Consider the following 16830-nt stretch of genomic DNA (forward strand, 5'->3'; position numbering starts at 1 on the left):
TTGTTTCCTTTTCCTTCCACGATCTGTCTTACTGATTTCAAATGTAAAATATACGTAACTGTGAATGTACTGAACAGTTACAAATCTGCATAATTACTGATAAAATATAGCACTTTCACTTACGTTCGTCAAGGATAACACCTTTAAACAGCTAAAAAGTAAGCTCCAGACTGATCTCAAGTGCATGATTTACCCGGTCCAGCATCACCTGATCCAGATGACAAACCTTATCTTTCAGACGTTTTTTGTCAATGGTACGCAGCTGTTCCAGCAAGATTACAGAATCCTTTTCGATTCCATATGCAGATGCATCGATCTCTATGTGCGTCGGCAGCTTTGCCTTATTCATCTTTGATGTAATAGCCGCGCAGATCACCGTAGGGCTGTGACGGTTGCCGACATCATTCTGTATGATCAGGACCGGACGCACACCGCCCTGTTCACTTCCGACAACCGGTCTTAAATCTGCGTAAAAAATATCCCCTCGCTTAATTACCACACAATCACACTCCGATTCTTTTTTCTCTGGAATTAGTATTTCCATTTTTCTTCTGTGTATACATGCGTGGTATTTTCACTGCATCCTTTTCAGTCTGCAGGGATCTTTCCGGGCTGTCCCCACAATCCGGAAGTTTATTTAAAGAAGGTCAGATCTCCCCATTCTCTGCCGTCTTTTATATAGACTCTCGGTACACGTTTGCTGATGTCACATGCAAATTCATAAGAAAATCTGCCTGACAGATCACCAAATGTCTCAATACTGATAAATTCATCTCCGTCTTTTCCGATTAGAGTAACTTCATCTCCGTGTTTTACATCCGGAATGTCTGTTACATCTATCATAAACTGATCCATGCAGACTCTTCCGATGATCGGAGCTTTCTGTCCGTGGATCAGAACCCAGCCTTTATTAGAAAGGCTTCTCGGATATCCGTCTGCATAACCTACCGGAATTGTTGCCACACGCAGGTCTTTTTCAGATGCAAATGTACCGCCATAACTGATCGGTGTACCTGCCGGAAGATCTTTGACGTATGATACGTGGCTCTTTAATTCCATTGCAGGAATCAGTTTTACAATGTCTCTCTCTACTTCGTTTGACGGATAAATGCCATAGATCGTAATACCGGCTCTTACTGCGTTCAAATTTGCCTCCGGAACGCGGATGATACCTGCACTGTTGGAACAGTGTTTCATCGGGATCTCCACTCCTGCTTTTTCAAGAAGCTCTGCAAATGCAAGATAACGGTTCAGCTGTGTGATTGCAGGAGAACGGTCCGTCTCATCTGCTCTTGCAAAATGTGTAAACATACCTTCGATCTCTACATTCGGAAGATCCGCGATCTTTTTGATCGTCTCTACACTTTCCGGTACATCGGCAAATCCTATACGGCTCATTCCCGTATCCAGTCCGATGTGTATATGTACCTGCTTGCCCTGACGGACAGCTTCCTCGGAAAGTGCCGCAGCCATCTCATATTCACAGACGGTCATACGTACTTCATGTGCGATCAGTTCTTTATAATATTCTTCAAAAACAATTCCAAGAATAAGAATCGGTTTGTCAATTCTGGCATCTCTTAACTGGAGCGCTTCCTCCGGTGTAGCTGTCGCAAATCCCCAGATGTATTCATAGTCTTCGATCAGACGCGCGATTGCTTCCGCACCATGGCCATAACCATCAGCCTTAATGACAGCTACAATCTTTGTTCCCTCTGCTATATTTTTTTTCATTTCTTCGAAGTTGTGTGCAATTGCATCCAGAGAAACAACTGCCTTCACTCTGTCAAATTTTTTCATGATAAAGCTCTCCTTTGTATTTCAAAACTTTTATTTCTTAAAGTTCTGTTGTTCTTTTAAAATTTCCGCAACACCACAGGCTACATCTCCGGCCTTCATGCCAGCCATGCCTTTTCGCAGCGCAGCCTGATCACCACCTGCGCCATGAAGCAGGACGCCAAGCGCCGCATAAAATCCGGCATCTTTCTCCTCAATTGGTGTTTCCAGATACATTGCCTGCATACCGGCAAGCACCCCGGACAAAACATCTCCACTTCCTGCGGTTGCCATACCCGCATTTCCCAAAAGATTGATCCATGCACGTCCATCCGACGCCGCTGTCACTGTACACGCATCTTTCAGTACGCATACCGCCCCGGTCTCCGCCACAAGTGCACGTGCCGCACCTGCCCGGTCACTCTTTAATTCTCTGATTGATTTACCGGTCAGACGGCTCATCTCACCCATATGCGGTGTCAGAATCACATGACTGCCCAGATATTTTTTCCATTCCGGATTCTCTGCCAGAAGATTCAATCCATCCGCATCCAGCACAACCGGCTTTCCCTCCTGCTTTGCTTTTTTAAGGAAAAAATGCACTTTATCGGCCGCCCTCACCGACATTCCGATTCCCGGCCCGATCACCAGCACATCACTCCAGTTAAAATCATTTTCCCAGTCTCCGGTGCATGAAATCATCGCCTCCGGAAGCATGGTCTGAAGCGGAATCCGGTTTTCCTCAGGTGTTATAATTTTTACCATTCCGGCTCCTGTTGCAAAGGCTCCCGAAGCACTTAAGAATGCTGCGCCACACATTCCCGGGCTCCCGGCAACCACAAGTACTTTTCCAAAAGTACCTTTGTTTCCCTCTGCCTCTTTCTCCGGCAATTCACGCAGATCCGATTTTTCCATCGAAAACAGCTTCGGTTCTGCCCCGTCTTCTCTGTAGATGCCAACATCCGCGACTACAATCTGACCGGCAAGCTTTCTTCCCGGATACAGGCAAAGCCCTGCCTTACGAAAAGCAAACGTCACCGTAAGGTCTGCGCAAAATGCAATTCCAAGCTCAATACCGGTATCGCCATCCACTCCCGAAGGCAGATCAACAGATACTTTCCATCCGGACATCTCATTCAGTTCAGCGATCAGTTCACGATATTCGCCCTTTACCTCTCTGGTCAGTCCAACGCCGAAAATGGCATCTACTATAGTAGTATATTCCTCATTATGCAGGTTATTCACAACAGGTACCTGATAATTTACGGCAATCTGGCACTGCCGCTGCATTTCTTCCGTCCTGTGATCCGGATTTCCTGCCAGATAAATTGCGCTCTGATAGCCGTGCTGATGCAGGATTCTCGCAATAGCCACACCATCTCCGCCATTATTTCCACTTCCACAGACGCACAGGATCTTTTGCTTTATATTCTCTGTTGTAAATCTTTTTTCCAGTTCTTCTACAACTTTCAGAGCCGCCCGCTCCATAAGCACACAGGACGGTACTCCCATCTTCTCAATCGTGTAACTGTCACAGGATTTCATTTCCTGGCAGGTCACTACCTGTTTCATCCGGTCACCTCCTGCTTATAACAACAGACAGGCTATTACACAGCATCTCCTGAAAAGGAGCCATGCAACAGCCTGTCCTGAATTATTTCTCATCATCCACATGTTGCTGCCGATACTGGCTGAGATTATATGACAATGTCATCAGACTTTCAGAAAGATGAACGTTCTCTACAATTACACCGTCCGGTGTATCCAGATCCACATGTGCAAAATTCCAGATTGCCTTGATTCCATTTTCGATAAGGATATCCGCCATATCTATCGCTTTGTTTTTCGGCAACGTCAAAATCGCGATCTCCACATTATTTTCCTTAAGGAAGAATGGCAGATCACTGATCATCTGAATTTCAATTCCCCGTACCGCGATGCCCTCGAGCACCGGGTTTACATCAAAAATACCAACAAGTTTGAATCCACGTTTCTCGAATTCTACGTAATTGGCAAGCGCCTGACCGAGATTACCGGCACCGACAATAATCATCGGATGTACCGTATCCAGACCAAGGATCTTACCAATCTCTGTATATAAATATTTTACGTTATATCCGTAACCCTGCTGTCCAAATCCCCCAAAGTTATTTAAGTCCTGTCTGATCTGTGATGCCGTTACACGCATTTTCTTACTAAGGTCATTTGAAGAAATACGCTCTACATTATCCTCCAGAAGTTCACCCAGGTATCTATAGTAACGCGGCAGTCTTTTGATCACAGCTTTTGAAATCTGTTTTGCTTCCACCGTTGTCCCTCCTTACACTTTCCCGTTAATTATAACGAAATGACATTTTATTGTCAATCTTTGTTGTGAAATACGTACAATTTTTGCGGTTTTTCTTTACAAAAAAAGTTTTTACTTTTATAATCATTACGGTATATTTACAATGGAGGAAAGATTATGATTTTATCATGTCAGGGCATCTCGAAATCCTTTGGTGAAAAAGTGATTCTGGAAGATGCCTCATTTCATATAGAAGAACGGGAAAAAGCCGCTCTGATCGGCAATAACGGCGCAGGCAAAACGACTCTTCTCCGCATCATCATGAACGAGCTGCATGCTGATTCCGGTCAGGTCGTCCTCATGAAGGACAAGCAGATCGGTTATCTCGCACAGTATCAGGATGTACAAGGACATCGTACCGTCTACGAAGAGCTGCTCAGCACCAAACAATACATCATCGACATGGAAGAACGCATGCGTTCCATGGAGCTTGAGATGAAACATGCTTCAGGCGAAGAGCTCGATCGGCTGATGAACAGTTACACCCGCCTGACCCACGAATTTGAACTTGAAAACGGCTACGCTTATAAGAGTGAGCTGATGGGTGTCCTGAATGGTCTTGGTTTCGCCGAAGAAGATTTCAACAAACAGGTGGCTACTCTTTCAGGTGGTCAGAAAACGCGTGTCGCACTCGGTAAACTGCTGATTTCCAAACCGGATATCCTGCTTCTCGATGAGCCGACCAACCACCTCGATATGGAAAGCATCGCCTGGCTGGAAACTTATCTTCTGAATTATCCGGGCGCTGTATTCATCGTTTCCCATGACCGTTATTTTCTCGATAAAGTTGTAACCAAGGTCGTTGAAATCGAAGCCGGTCACGTCCGCATGTACAGCGGAAACTATTCCGCCTACGCAGAAAAGAAGGCGCAGCTCCGTGATGCACAGTACAAAGCCTACCTGAACCAGCAGCGCGATATCAAGCATCAGGAAGCTGTCATTGTCAAATTGAAATCTTTCAACAGAGAAAAATCTATCAAGCGTGCCGAAAGCCGTGAAAAAATGCTGAACAAAATTCAGCGTATCGAAAAACCTCTCGAAGTTCAGAGCCAGATGCGTCTCTCTCTCGAACCACGTGTAGTCAGTGGGAACGACGTTCTGACTGTCAAAGAACTTGCCAAGAGCTTTCCGCAGCAGAAACTTTTTTCCAATATTTCCTTCCAGATCAAACGTGGCGAACGTGTCGCCCTGATCGGCAACAACGGTACCGGCAAGACCACAATGCTCAAAATCCTCAACGGACTTCTCGATGCCGATGCCGGAAGTTTCTCACTCGGAGCAAAAGTACAGATCGGATATTACGATCAGGAACATCATGTCCTGCATGCCGAAAAAACTATTTTTCAGGAAATTTCCGATACGTACCCGACTCTCACAGAAACAGAGATCCGCAATATGCTGGCTGCATTTTTGTTTACCGGAGATGATGTATTTAAAGAAATCTCCGCACTTTCCGGTGGTGAGCGCGGTCGCGTTTCCCTCGCGAAGCTGATGCTCTCCGAAGCAAACTTCCTGATTCTCGATGAGCCGACCAACCACCTCGACATTGCTTCAAAGGAAATCCTTGAAGAAGCACTGAACAGCTATACAGGAACCGTTCTCTACGTATCACATGACCGATATTTCATCAACCAGACCGCAACACGTATTCTGGATCTGACTAATCAGTCTGTTGTAAATTACATAGGTGATTACGATTATTATCTTGAGAAAAAAGAAGAACTGACTGAGAAGTATGCACCTTCTGCTGCTGAAACTTCCGTTGAATCCAAAGACGAGGCACCTTCTGAAGGAAAGCTCACCTGGCAGCAGCAAAAAGAAGAACAGGCACGCAAACGCAAGCAGGAAAACGAGCTGAAAAAAGTCGAAAAACGTATCGAAGAACTCGAGACCCGCGATAAAGAAATTGACGATACCCTTGTTCTGCCGGACGTATGCACCAATGTCGGACGATGCGCTGAACTGAGCCGTGAAAAAGACAAGATTCAGCAGGAACTTGAGGAATTATACGAAAAATGGGAGACTCTTGCATAAGTCTCCCACTTTCAAAAGATATGAGCCATTGTATCATCATCCGGTACAATGGCTCTTCTTGTCTTAGTTATAACATTTTTTCCAGTTCTTCTCTGATAGCAAGGATGAAGTCACGGCTGTTCAGTACAGTCGGATTTTCGATACTGGTGATCAGTGCAAGGTCTTTTGTCATCTTGCCGTCTTCGATCGTAGAAAGAGTTGCTTTTTCCAGTTTGTCCGCAAAATCAGAAAGCTCCTGATTGTTGTCCAGTTCGCCACGTTTACGGAGTGCTCCTGTCCATGCGAAGATAGTTGCTACAGAGTTGGTAGAAGTCTCTTTGCCTTCAAGATGACGATAATAATGTCTCTGAACAGTTCCATGTGCAGCTTCATATTCATAATAGCCCTGCGGAGAAACCAGTACGGAAGTCATCATCGCAAGTGAACCAAATGCAGAAGAAACCATATCACTCATAACGTCTCCGTCATAGTTCTTACATGCCCAGATAAATCCACCTTCTGCTTTCATAACACGTGCAACGATATCATCAATCAGGCTGTAGAAATATGTCAGACCTGATTCTTCGAATTTATCTTTAAACTCTGTATCAAAGATCGTCTGGAAAACTTCCTTAAATTTAGCATCGTATGTCTTGGAAATGGTATCTTTCGCACCAAACCACACATCCTGCTTTGTATCAAGTGCATAGTTGAAGCAGCTTCTTGCAAAGCTTTCGATGGATGCAGTCATATTGTGCATACCCATCGCAACTCCCGGTGCCTTAAATTCCTGTACAAGGGAACGTTTCTCTTCACCGTCTTCTGATGTATAGACAAGCTCAACTTTACCCGGTTTGTCAATGTACATTTCGGTATTTTTATAAATATCACCGTATGCATGACGCGCAAGTGTGATCGGCTTTTTCCAGTTACGTACGCATGGCTCGATTCCCTTTACAACGATCGGCGCACGGAAAACAGTTCCGTCAAGGATTGCACGGATCGTACCGTTCGGACTCTTGTACATCTTCTTCAGATCGTATTCATCCATACGTGCATGATTCGGTGTGATTGTCGCACATTTTACTGCAACGCCATATTTCTTCGTAGCTTCTGCAGCATCGATCGTTACCTGATCGTCTGTCTCATTACGATAATTCAATCCAAGATCATAATACTCTGTGTTCAGATCAATAAATGGAAGAAGGAGTTCGTCTTTAATCATCTTCCAGAGGATTCTGGTCATTTCGTCTCCGTCCATTTCTACCAGCGGTGTCGTCATTTGAATTTTTTTCATAATACTTCTCCCTTGCTTGATATCTGATTTTGTAAATGTTTTACTTTTCACAATTCCAATTTTCCTATTATTCTATCCGAAAAAAGGATTTACGTCAATACTTTCAGTCTTTACTATAGTAAAATTTTATAGCAACCTTTTATAGCGCCAGAAATTTTTGACAGTTAAATTTTCCCCAGCCCTGCTGATTTCTCGGCAGTCCCATATCCTCCGTACTCTCCCGCAGCATCATTTTGATCTCAAGATTTGTGAGCAGTGGATCTTTTTCCAGTGCAAGTGCAATCGTCCCGGATACCAGAGGCGTCGACATGGACGTGCCGCTTTTCATACTATAGAGATTGCCTGCACCGGGCGAACAAGCCATGATGTTTTTCCCCGGTACCACCAGATCCGGTTTACACACACATTCAAATGTCGGTCCTCTCCCAGACACAGCACGTTTACCGGAAAGCATGTCACTGGAACCAACTGTGATGATTTTCTTGCTGCAGCCCGGTGCTGTAACGCTTCCCGGATCCGGTCCCTGATTACCGGCAGCAGCAACTACTACAAGACCTTCGTCCCACAACTTTTCCACGCCCTTTACAAGTACATCCTGCTCACTCCGTGTCCGATATGTCGTCCCAACAGAAATATTCACGATCCGAATATTATATCGCTGCCGGTTACGCAAGATCCAGTCAAATGCTTTCAGTACATCTTCTTTATTTCCGTTGCCAAACCGATCCAGCACTTTCAGCACTGCAAGATGACACCCCGGTGCCGCACCTTTATATTTTCCCATCGATGCAGCACCGCTTCCGGCAAGAATCCCTGCCACACAAGTTCCATGCCCGTTGTCGTCATATGCCATTTTTTTATTTGAAATAAAATCCACAAAAGCACAGATTCTGCTGTCAAAATCAATATGCTGATAAATTCCCGTGTCAAGAATTGCCACTCCGATGCCTTTTCCAGTATAAAATGGCTGATTCATGCATATACTCCAAAAAGAGGATTTATAATACTATATTCCACTTCACTCTAAAGGGGGTGTCTTTTTTGATCATAGTTGTACTTATCGTGTTTTTCTGCCTGCAGGGATTTGTACTGTTTTGCTGCCTTGCCGCCGGCGATGATTCCGGCTCACAGGAAGTCTCTGATCAGGAACAGATGGAATATATTGAAATGTGGATGGAACAAAAAAAGAGGAAAGCCTGATGACTTTCCTCTGGTGATACATATTTATTACGGAGCTACTACGTCTGTATCTATCTCTCCATCTTCTTCCGGAAGTTCACGATATACGACTGCAACCGGACCGCCTGCTGAATGGAAAGATGCAGTGATCTGATTGTCAGAACCTTCTACAGCCTCTGTCGCAAGGATCTCCCATCCGTGTTCTTCGCAATGATGGAGAATGAATGGCTCAATCTTGTCTGTAAGATTGTTTACTGTAAAGGTAACTTCTACTGGTTCTTCCTCTGTCGGCTCTCCATCGATTGTCAGATTCATCACACGTGAAAGGAATTTGTAGTCTTTCAGGATTGCTTCCTCAACAATATTTACATCCTTATCATAAACATTGATCACCGGCACTTTATCAGCACCATAAACTCCTTCAAATGCAGCCTGTAAAGTAGTCTCTGCATCGCAGTCGTTCAGGATATCTACTTCCCTCTGCAAGTCTTTCTCAAAAGTATCTGCCTCAACATTTTCAAGTTTGACACCAACTGTTTCTGTAGAAAGCACTTCCTTCTCTCCTACAATCTTTCTGGATGTCTGTGTGGCAGAAACGTTATTTGTATCTACCGCATTTGTAATGCTACCTGCTGCCATTGCATTCACTGACATTGCAAGAACTGCTGACGCTGCCAGAACTGTTGTCATAAGTTTTTTCGCTTTCATACCTGTACCTCCATGTATAAAATTATAATTATATTCATCTTTTCTCGATAGGAAACATTATAGCACATTTATTTTTATGCATCAATTGCTTTTTTCTTCTTTTTCAACCAGATATGCCTGCACAAGGAATCTGCCCTCCGGATCAGAATCATCATGTGTGGACAATGTAAGAAGCTTTGAATCTGCAGTCACCTGAGCATTTTCGTCAATCTGAGCCCCCATTGTCCTGTTGTCCATAATACTTTCCAGGTAAGCTTTGCGGTTTGCTTCTTCTTTGCCTGAATTAAACCGTTCCATGATATGCCTGGAATCTGATTTATATGCAGCAAAAACTTTATATTTATACTCTGCATTGTCAAAGGTGATATAGATCCATGCATGTTCTTTCATATATGCATCATCTGCATATTGATACAGCCCTCCAAACATAGAACCATCCTGATTGTCATTTCCATATATCACCGTAAGCGGATCATCGAAATTTGTGTGATTGTAGTTCTCCGTATAAAGTGCTCCTGCCGGATTTTCCTCTCCCTCCGCGTCATGCGCTGCATAAAAGGAATTGTCTTCCGAATGCTGCAGAACCGGTGCATCTATATCCGTTCCCGGAATGGAAATCCACGCATATACATCCGGATTTTCCTGCTGCTCCTGCGAATGAAAAAGATATATTCCTGCAATTGCTCCCACAATACAAAGCAGAAGCACCAAAAGTCCCGCTGTGATCATCGTCCTTATTTTCATCCTATCTCAACCTCCGTATAGAATGTTTTAAGAATCAGATCATATAATGCATCCTCGTCGATATATACTTCGTCATAGACGTCTCCGATCTTTGTTTCTCCCTGCAATACAGTCAGGCTGTCCTCGCCGAAGCTCATTTCCGTTGCTTCTGTAACCAGATAAACTGCATCATCCAGACCAATGCTGGTCACCATTTCTGAAGAAAAATCCTGATACAGTTTTCCCGGAAGTGAAACATCTTTCTGCACCGCCTTCACAGCCCCGGAAAAGAAATTGATCAGATACTGCTTCTGACGCGCAATTCGCAGATTATTGCTGCCCTCTACAGATGTATCTCGATATCTTACAAAAGAAACCGCATCGTCCCCGTTTAGAGTCACTGTCTCACCGGATTTCAGCTTATCTGATATATTCTCACCCTCCGGAACAGTTACCGTCACACCTCCGACAGCATCATTCAACTGCGAGATTGTCTCCATATTAAACGCGACATATCCATTGATCGGAATTCCATAAAACAATTTGGATACTGCATCAACCATATACTGACAGCTTTTTTCCTTACCATCACCAAAAGCATATTCCAGACCAAGATGATTTAAAGAATCTCCGATATAATTTCCTTTCGCATCGTATGTTGCTATTTCAGTCATTGTATCTCGGGATATCGCAAGTACGCTTAACTGTTTTTGGGTCGGGTTCAATACAGCCAGAAAAATACTGTCCGCCTGACCACTTTCTCCAGAAACATCCTCTTTTTGTTCAATTTCTTCAGTCTGCTGGTCAATACCCATACACAAAACCGTAATGATTTCATCATTGAAACGGTAGGCTTTTCCATCACGCCAGATCAGGTCAGAACTTCCCGCCTTCTTTACGTCTGACTGCATTTTCAGTTCAGCATTGCTGACATTCTCCTGCATGTTTTTTTCGCCACCGACACGGAGGACATGATATGTCCCGAAAACTGTCGTCACAAAAATTACAACCACAAGGCACAGGCTAAACGCTACACGCAAAAGAATACCAAGCGGTTTCTTTTTACCTTTTGTTTTCTGCCATGCATAAGTCAGCAGACCGCCCAGTGTTCCGCCTAATGCTGCACAGATCATCTCTTCCGGTGAAAAAATGCCCATTTTGGCGATATACTGAAGCAGTTCTGTCAAAAGGCCAAAACCAAAAGAGAACATCATTGTCCACACAACAGGCTGCTCACTCGTGCACTGTGCCATAAACAATATTCCCAGCGGAATAAATATAATAAAATTCCCCAGATCACCAAGCAGTTCTGTTTTAAGCAATGCTGCATCTTTCAGTCCATATAAAGGCAGCAGACGGAGCTGATACCCCTGCCCCGGGTCTCTCATAACAAACATAATACCCAGAAGCGCAAACACATAGAGTACGATTGCCACCCATACAGCGGTCTTTCTGAATCTATTTTTAGAAGAGGTTCTCCAATGTAACCCCGGAACAACAAGCCATGACATAATAAGTGCGGCTATGCATAAAATAAACACCACAACAAATGCCAGACCTGAAATCGTATTCAGGGTTGAAGATAATTCTCCAACCCCTTTAAACATCCTACCTATATTCTGCATACGTTCTCCTCGCTATTTCACGATCAATGTCAGTGTCTCCGGCAGTGAAGTATGTCCGTCACTGTCCGTCGCCACATACTGAAGTGTATACTGTCCAGGCGTATACAGATTATAATCTCCTGTTACATGAATATTGCGAAACAGAGAACTTCTGTCATCCTTATCATCCGTAATATCTGCAACAGGTGAAATTACAGAAAAAGAACTTCCCGCCGTAATCTCAATCGTATCACTCGTTAAAGTAAGTACCGGAATCGCCGGATCCACCGGTTCCGGTGTCGGTGTCGCACTTAGTTCCGGCTCTGCCTGAGGTTCAGGCGTCGGTGTCGGTGTAACCTTCGCCGCCTCCAGACGTGCCGTCTGTATTTTTTTTGCAGTTGCAATATTATTCTGCACGTTATCAAATGATTTCAGCGCTGTTGTAACTGATCCGGCACATAAAATCAAGAGAAAAAACGTCACTATTAATTTATTTTTCATACCGATCTCCCCCTCTTACAGAGAATCTTCTGTATTCATTTCTTTTTCGGCTGTCTTGATATAACGTTTGTATTTGCCGTAATGACCATAGTGGCCATACTTTGAATATCCATATTTTCCATATTTGCCATAAGACGATAAAGATCCATGGCTCTGGTTGATCACATATCCAAACAGCTTGTTATTCTGAATAAAGGAAGACATTCCTTCCTGAATTTCCTTCACAGAAGCGTGATCGTATCTTACCACATATAAGACGGTATCTGCATATTTTGCCAGAATATCCGCATCAGAAAACAATCCTGCCGGCGGAGTATCAATAACAATAAAATCAAAATTTCTGCGCAGGTATTCCATCAGATCCTGCATTTTACTGTCGGAAATGATTCCTGAAATACCACCATTCTTTGTACCGGCGCTGATCACTGAAAGATTTCCGCTTTTGATCATGATTTCTTCTACATCGGCTTTTCCTTCAAAATAATCACTTAACCCGAGAGACTGTCCCTCAAAGCCAAACATTCTTCCGACAGATGGATTTCTCATATCACCATCAATGATCACAGTCTTTTTGTCATTCTGCAGTGCTGCAAGTGCAAGGTTTACAGATATATGGCTTTTACCTTCCTGAGGAAGTGTACTGCTGACAAGAAGAACTTTCTGTCCGTTTTTCTCCATCTGCATATCAAGTCTGGACTGTACAGAAAGAAGGGACTGCTTATACCCCCAGTCAATTCTCTTGTTACTAATAAGCAGCTGGGATTTCGTACTCTTGCTGCGCTTTTTGATTTTTACATCAGGAATCACAGCAACACAGCTTCTCGATGTAACTTTCCGCATGTCCTTCTCTTTGCGGACAGTATGAAGTGTCTGTACATAAAGTGTTGCCAGACATGCCACAATTACCAGTCCTGCCAGAATTCCTTTTACCAGATAATCGATCAGAGAATATTCATTTACCGGGGTTGCTGAAGCATTGGTAATATCAACAATTTCCAGATCCACCGAACCATTGGACTTATCCACCCATGAAGGATATATTTTCTGGAATGCATCCAAAAGTTCATCCACATACTTATATTTTCCTGAATTCACAGAAATAGTATATAAGTTTGCTCCATCTGTGTACTGCGAACTGAACCAGAATGACTTTTCCGGAACAGAATCCGCCATATTTGCAGAAAGTTCATCTCTGAATTCCGGAGCATCTGTAATTGTTCCGACCGAACTGCTGAGTCTCCTTGTCAGAGAAGAATCTACCGATGTATCTCCTGTCTTTTTGACTGCATAAGTGATCTTCGCAGAATAAACCGGCGAATATGTATAATTCATATAAGTAACGGTCGCTGCCGCTACCGTAATAAGAACCAACAGTAACTGAAGCCAGTATTTTTTCAGACAACGCAGATAATCCTCAAGCATTTCCATCAGATCTATCTGATCCTGCCCATTATATGTTCTTGTTATTTCACGTGTTTCGGACTGCATATTTTCTCTCCTGCCTTACCGTTTGTAAAATATCTTATTTGCTTTTGTCGCCATAACCATAATAATATTTTCCGTATCGTTTGTTGCGGCTGACACTGTTTTTGTCACCGAAAGCCATATTCAGGACACAGCCAAGCACAGTAACACCTGTTTCATCCAGTACATCTACCGCATCATTAATTTCCGATGCATGTGCAAGATCCTGACGGATTACAAGTAATACAGAATCTGCTGCCGCCGAAATAATTTCCGCATCGCGGACAATACCAAGCGGAGGCGTATCAAGAATCACATAGTCCATACGGGAAGCAATTTTGCAAAGCAACGTCTTAAATGCCTCATCTTCCAGCAATTTATCCGGTTCCGCGATTGCTTTATTCTGAAAAACACATCTGAGATATTTATAACGGCTGTCTCTGCGCATAACATCTTTCAGTGTGCTGTCTCCTGCCAGAAGATCCGAAAGACCTGTTCCTTCTTCTACCTCTGCATCAAAAATCTTCGCAACAGCAGGACGACGCATATCACAGTCAATCAGCATTACTTTTTTTCCACGTCGTGAAAGATTCAATGCCAGATTTACAGTAATCGTAGATTTTCCTTCATTTTCACGAATCGAAGTAACCATCAGCACTTTCTGATCATTTTTATTCATCTCTGATTCTACGCGCGTTGTAAGGCGGTCAAGCTCTTCCTCATAATCACCGGTCGTCGCACTGTCAGAAATCAAAATTGCTTTCTGATTTTTCTTTTTGCGGAAATAGTGTATCGTATTTAATACCGGAATATCCAGCACCATTGCAGCCTGCTGGCGATTGTAAACTTTATCCGTAGACATACACAAAAAGACAGTCAGACCAACTCCACCTGCGAGTACAAGCAGTGCTGCCAGTGCTGCATAATATAACGGGCGCGCATCCTGTTTCTGAATATTATCTGCTGATAAAGCGGTCAGATTACGGAACATATAACCGGACTCAAAATATCCGGTCAGTGTCGGATAACTCTCAAGCGCAGATTTCAGCAGCCGAAGAGCCTCTTCTGCCGAAGATGCCGTCGCATTCAAAGTAATCATATTCGTATCTGCCACCTGAGAAGCACTGATCGTACCCGGAAGGCGCTCTATCTGAGAATCTTTACAGATCTGTTCTGCCAGCATATCACTGTTCAGCACATTCAGGTTACGGGTAATTGCTGTATTCAGACTTCCGTCATTGAGTCTTGTTCCCGAATTATCCCTTGCTATAACTGAAAGATTCATCGATGCAGTGTAAGAACTGCCCATATACATATCCAGTCCCACAAATGCCGCAATCCCGACAATGCAGGCACTCATAAGTATCACAAAAATATTTTTCCAGAGGTGTCTGCATATATATGGCAGATCTACCGGCATACTACTGGCCTGTGACGGCCGGTTCATTTCCTGATTCATTACATTCTCTCCCATATTATTCAACTACTACTGTCAGTCGCGTATCTCCCTGATAGCCATTATCTGCTGAGGTATAAGAATACACTACTGTGTAGACCCCTTCCTGATTAATGTCAACATTTGAATTTACCGTGATCTGTGAAATGTTGACCCAATTTTCCTTGGAACCATTTGCAATCTGCTCAGTCACTTCTTCGGTCTCACCTTTATTGTTTCTGACAGAAACCATTTCACCATAATCGATTTTACAATATCCCTGATCTTCCACATGATCGATCAGTTTACGAAGATCCAGATCTTCACCTTTTTTATGATATATCAGATAATCTGTCAGCACAACATACGGGCGAAATGATCTCGCTTCATAGCTGTCTTCGTAAATTTCTACCTGAAGCGGCAGCTGCACAGTATCTCCGACACTGTTGGTAACAGAAACCGTGCAATCATAAATACCGGCAGACGGTTCCTGCTGAAGATTTTCCTCTCCATCAACAATAATAAACGGGCTTACATCACCATCAATACAATCTTCTGCCGTAATGTAATCCAGCAATGAAACTGCCTGGTTCTCCGGAAAACGAAGTTCCTGTGAAAGTGCAAAATGTGTTTTTGTATAATCGGTATATACCAGATTTCGTTTCAGTCTTCCCGAATTACTGGATTTATCAAAACCGACATAAGTAATTTCAAACTGATTTTCATTACCACCGACTTTTTTGGTAATGTTCTCAATGATGATACTGTCTGAAACATTGCCGTCTTTTTTGTCCTCAGCAACCACATCCTTTGTCAGTTCATCTTCTGTCGCATTGATACTCACTTCAAGAGTGTCTGACGCTGCTTCCAGCTTCGGTCCCTCTGTGTCTATATTTTCCCGGCTTTTCTGTACGTAATAACCACAGCCAACCGCTGAGATCACACACAGGATTCCAAGAATAATCCTTGCTTTCTTCATGTATTTCTACTCCTCTTTTCCCTCTTCATACTCCTGTCGGAGAATGTCATAACCTTTTAAGATTCTGCTCGGATTTTCCGATAACAGCATCTTCATTACTGAAAAACCATAATTCTGTGTAAGATAATGCATCAGTTCCTGAATATCCGGAGAACGGTATTCTGTATCATGCGCATCTGTCGCGATCACACCCGCTATCCCTTCTCCCATCAGCCGCTCAGATGCCTGACGACACCTGCGTCCAAACATCCCAAGCAGACTTCCTCCATTAACCTGAAGCGTACAATCCTGCTCATACAAAAAGAGTGCCAGCTCGGGATCTTTCTGCACAGCAATATATCGCTCCGGATGTGCCACAACCACACGATATCCCATCTTCTGCAGCTTCTGGATACGCCTGATCATATTTGACGGCATTTCTCCAAAATCAAACTCCACCAGAAGATAATTCGTATGATTTAATGTAAGAAGTTCTCCTCGCTCCAGGTGCAAAAAAGCATCATCATCCAGAAAAATTTCCATTCCAGAATACAATTTCAATGGAATCTTATGCGCTGTAATCGCTTCCTGTAATCTGTGAAATGCATCTTTATACTGTTCTATCGTATAGGGATAATAATTTCCGTGACTGGTCGCCGCCATATGATATATTCCGGATTCTGCTGCAATCGACGCCATCCGAAGTGCTTCTTCCACAGATTCAGCGCCATCATCCAGCCCCGGCAGAATATGTGCATGTATATCGACCATATTCTTTGCATTCGTCCTTTCTACAATACAGACATAAATCTGCATCGTCGCCTT

General features: G+C 43.5%; 16 protein-coding genes. 2 read left to right on the forward strand and 14 right to left on the reverse strand.

Features of this window, described 5'->3' with window-relative positions:
• Positions 1 to 151 precede the first annotated feature (151 nt).
• The 4 genes from DWW86_RS02580 to DWW86_RS02595 form a co-directional block, all read right to left on the reverse strand.
• Complete coding sequence (locus DWW86_RS02580; protein ID WP_181985286.1) at positions 152 to 499, reverse strand: type II toxin-antitoxin system PemK/MazF family toxin; 348 nt, start codon at positions 497 to 499, stop codon at positions 152 to 154.
• Between the two features lie 134 nt (positions 500 to 633).
• On the reverse strand, positions 634 to 1800 hold the full coding sequence (gene alr / locus DWW86_RS02585; protein WP_117942161.1) for an alanine racemase: 1167 nt from the start codon (positions 1798 to 1800) through the stop codon (positions 634 to 636).
• 30 nt (positions 1801 to 1830) lie between these two features.
• Positions 1831 to 3348: an NAD(P)H-hydrate dehydratase gene (locus tag DWW86_RS02590; RefSeq protein ID WP_117942162.1), complete on the reverse strand. Its 1518-nt coding sequence runs from the start codon at positions 3346 to 3348 to the stop codon at positions 1831 to 1833.
• Between the two features lie 82 nt (positions 3349 to 3430).
• Complete coding sequence (locus DWW86_RS02595) at positions 3431 to 4084, reverse strand: redox-sensing transcriptional repressor Rex (protein ID WP_117942163.1); 654 nt, start codon at positions 4082 to 4084, stop codon at positions 3431 to 3433.
• Between the two features lie 156 nt (positions 4085 to 4240).
• Between DWW86_RS02595 and DWW86_RS02600 the strand changes: the two genes are divergently transcribed.
• On the forward strand, positions 4241 to 6157 hold the full coding sequence (locus DWW86_RS02600) for an ABC-F family ATP-binding cassette domain-containing protein (protein WP_117942164.1): 1917 nt from the start codon (positions 4241 to 4243) through the stop codon (positions 6155 to 6157).
• 67 nt (positions 6158 to 6224) lie between these two features.
• On the opposite strand, the gene DWW86_RS02605 is transcribed toward DWW86_RS02600, so the two are convergent.
• The gene (locus DWW86_RS02605; protein WP_117942165.1) at positions 6225 to 7433 is read right to left on the reverse strand and encodes an NADP-dependent isocitrate dehydrogenase; all 1209 of its coding nucleotides are present in this window, start codon (positions 7431 to 7433) and stop codon (positions 6225 to 6227) included.
• Between the two features lie 139 nt (positions 7434 to 7572).
• Positions 7573 to 8409: a S8 family peptidase gene (locus DWW86_RS02610; protein WP_117942166.1), complete on the reverse strand. Its 837-nt coding sequence runs from the start codon at positions 8407 to 8409 to the stop codon at positions 7573 to 7575.
• A gap of 65 nt (positions 8410 to 8474) precedes the next feature.
• Here DWW86_RS02610 and DWW86_RS17050 point away from each other — a divergent pair, with 65 nt between their 5' ends.
• On the forward strand, positions 8475 to 8633 hold the full coding sequence (locus tag DWW86_RS17050; protein WP_181985295.1) for a hypothetical protein: 159 nt from the start codon (positions 8475 to 8477) through the stop codon (positions 8631 to 8633).
• Positions 8634 to 8660: 27 nt separating this feature from the next.
• Here the strand turns inward: DWW86_RS17050 and DWW86_RS02615 are convergent, their stop codons facing one another.
• From DWW86_RS02615 to DWW86_RS02650, 8 genes are all read right to left on the reverse strand, one after another.
• The gene (locus DWW86_RS02615) at positions 8661 to 9320 is read right to left on the reverse strand and encodes a hypothetical protein (protein ID WP_117942167.1); all 660 of its coding nucleotides are present in this window, start codon (positions 9318 to 9320) and stop codon (positions 8661 to 8663) included.
• An 81-nt stretch (positions 9321 to 9401) separates the two neighbouring features.
• Positions 9402 to 10064, reverse strand: coding sequence for a class B sortase (locus DWW86_RS02620; RefSeq protein WP_072521092.1), 663 nt, complete (start codon positions 10062 to 10064; stop codon positions 9402 to 9404).
• Positions 10061 to 11668, reverse strand: a complete 1608-nt coding sequence (locus tag DWW86_RS02625) for an LCP family glycopolymer transferase (protein WP_117942168.1) — start codon at positions 11666 to 11668, stop codon at positions 10061 to 10063. Before DWW86_RS02625 ends, DWW86_RS02620 begins: the two co-directional genes overlap by 4 nt.
• Positions 11669 to 11680: 12 nt before the next feature.
• Positions 11681 to 12148 carry an immunoglobulin-like domain-containing protein gene (locus tag DWW86_RS02630; protein ID WP_072521090.1) on the reverse strand — a complete coding sequence of 156 codons (468 nt, stop codon included), beginning with the start codon at positions 12146 to 12148 and terminating at the stop codon, positions 11681 to 11683.
• A gap of 15 nt (positions 12149 to 12163) precedes the next feature.
• A complete protein-coding gene (locus DWW86_RS02635) occupies positions 12164 to 13636 on the reverse strand; it encodes a polysaccharide biosynthesis tyrosine autokinase (RefSeq protein WP_117942169.1) in 1473 nt (490 codons plus the stop codon).
• 34 nt (positions 13637 to 13670) lie between these two features.
• Positions 13671 to 15071: a polysaccharide biosynthesis tyrosine autokinase gene (locus tag DWW86_RS02640; RefSeq protein WP_181985287.1), complete on the reverse strand. Its 1401-nt coding sequence runs from the start codon at positions 15069 to 15071 to the stop codon at positions 13671 to 13673.
• A 16-nt stretch (positions 15072 to 15087) separates the two neighbouring features.
• On the reverse strand, positions 15088 to 16026 hold the full coding sequence (locus DWW86_RS02645; protein WP_072521087.1) for a hypothetical protein: 939 nt from the start codon (positions 16024 to 16026) through the stop codon (positions 15088 to 15090).
• A gap of 6 nt (positions 16027 to 16032) precedes the next feature.
• Positions 16033 to 16821, reverse strand: a complete 789-nt coding sequence (locus tag DWW86_RS02650) for a tyrosine-protein phosphatase (protein WP_117942171.1) — start codon at positions 16819 to 16821, stop codon at positions 16033 to 16035.
• Positions 16822 to 16830 lie beyond the last annotated feature (9 nt).

Origin of the sequence: Ruminococcus sp. AF17-22AC (assembly GCF_003460065.1) — a bacterium.
Classification (GTDB): Bacteria; Bacillota; Clostridia; order Lachnospirales; family Lachnospiraceae; genus Blautia_A.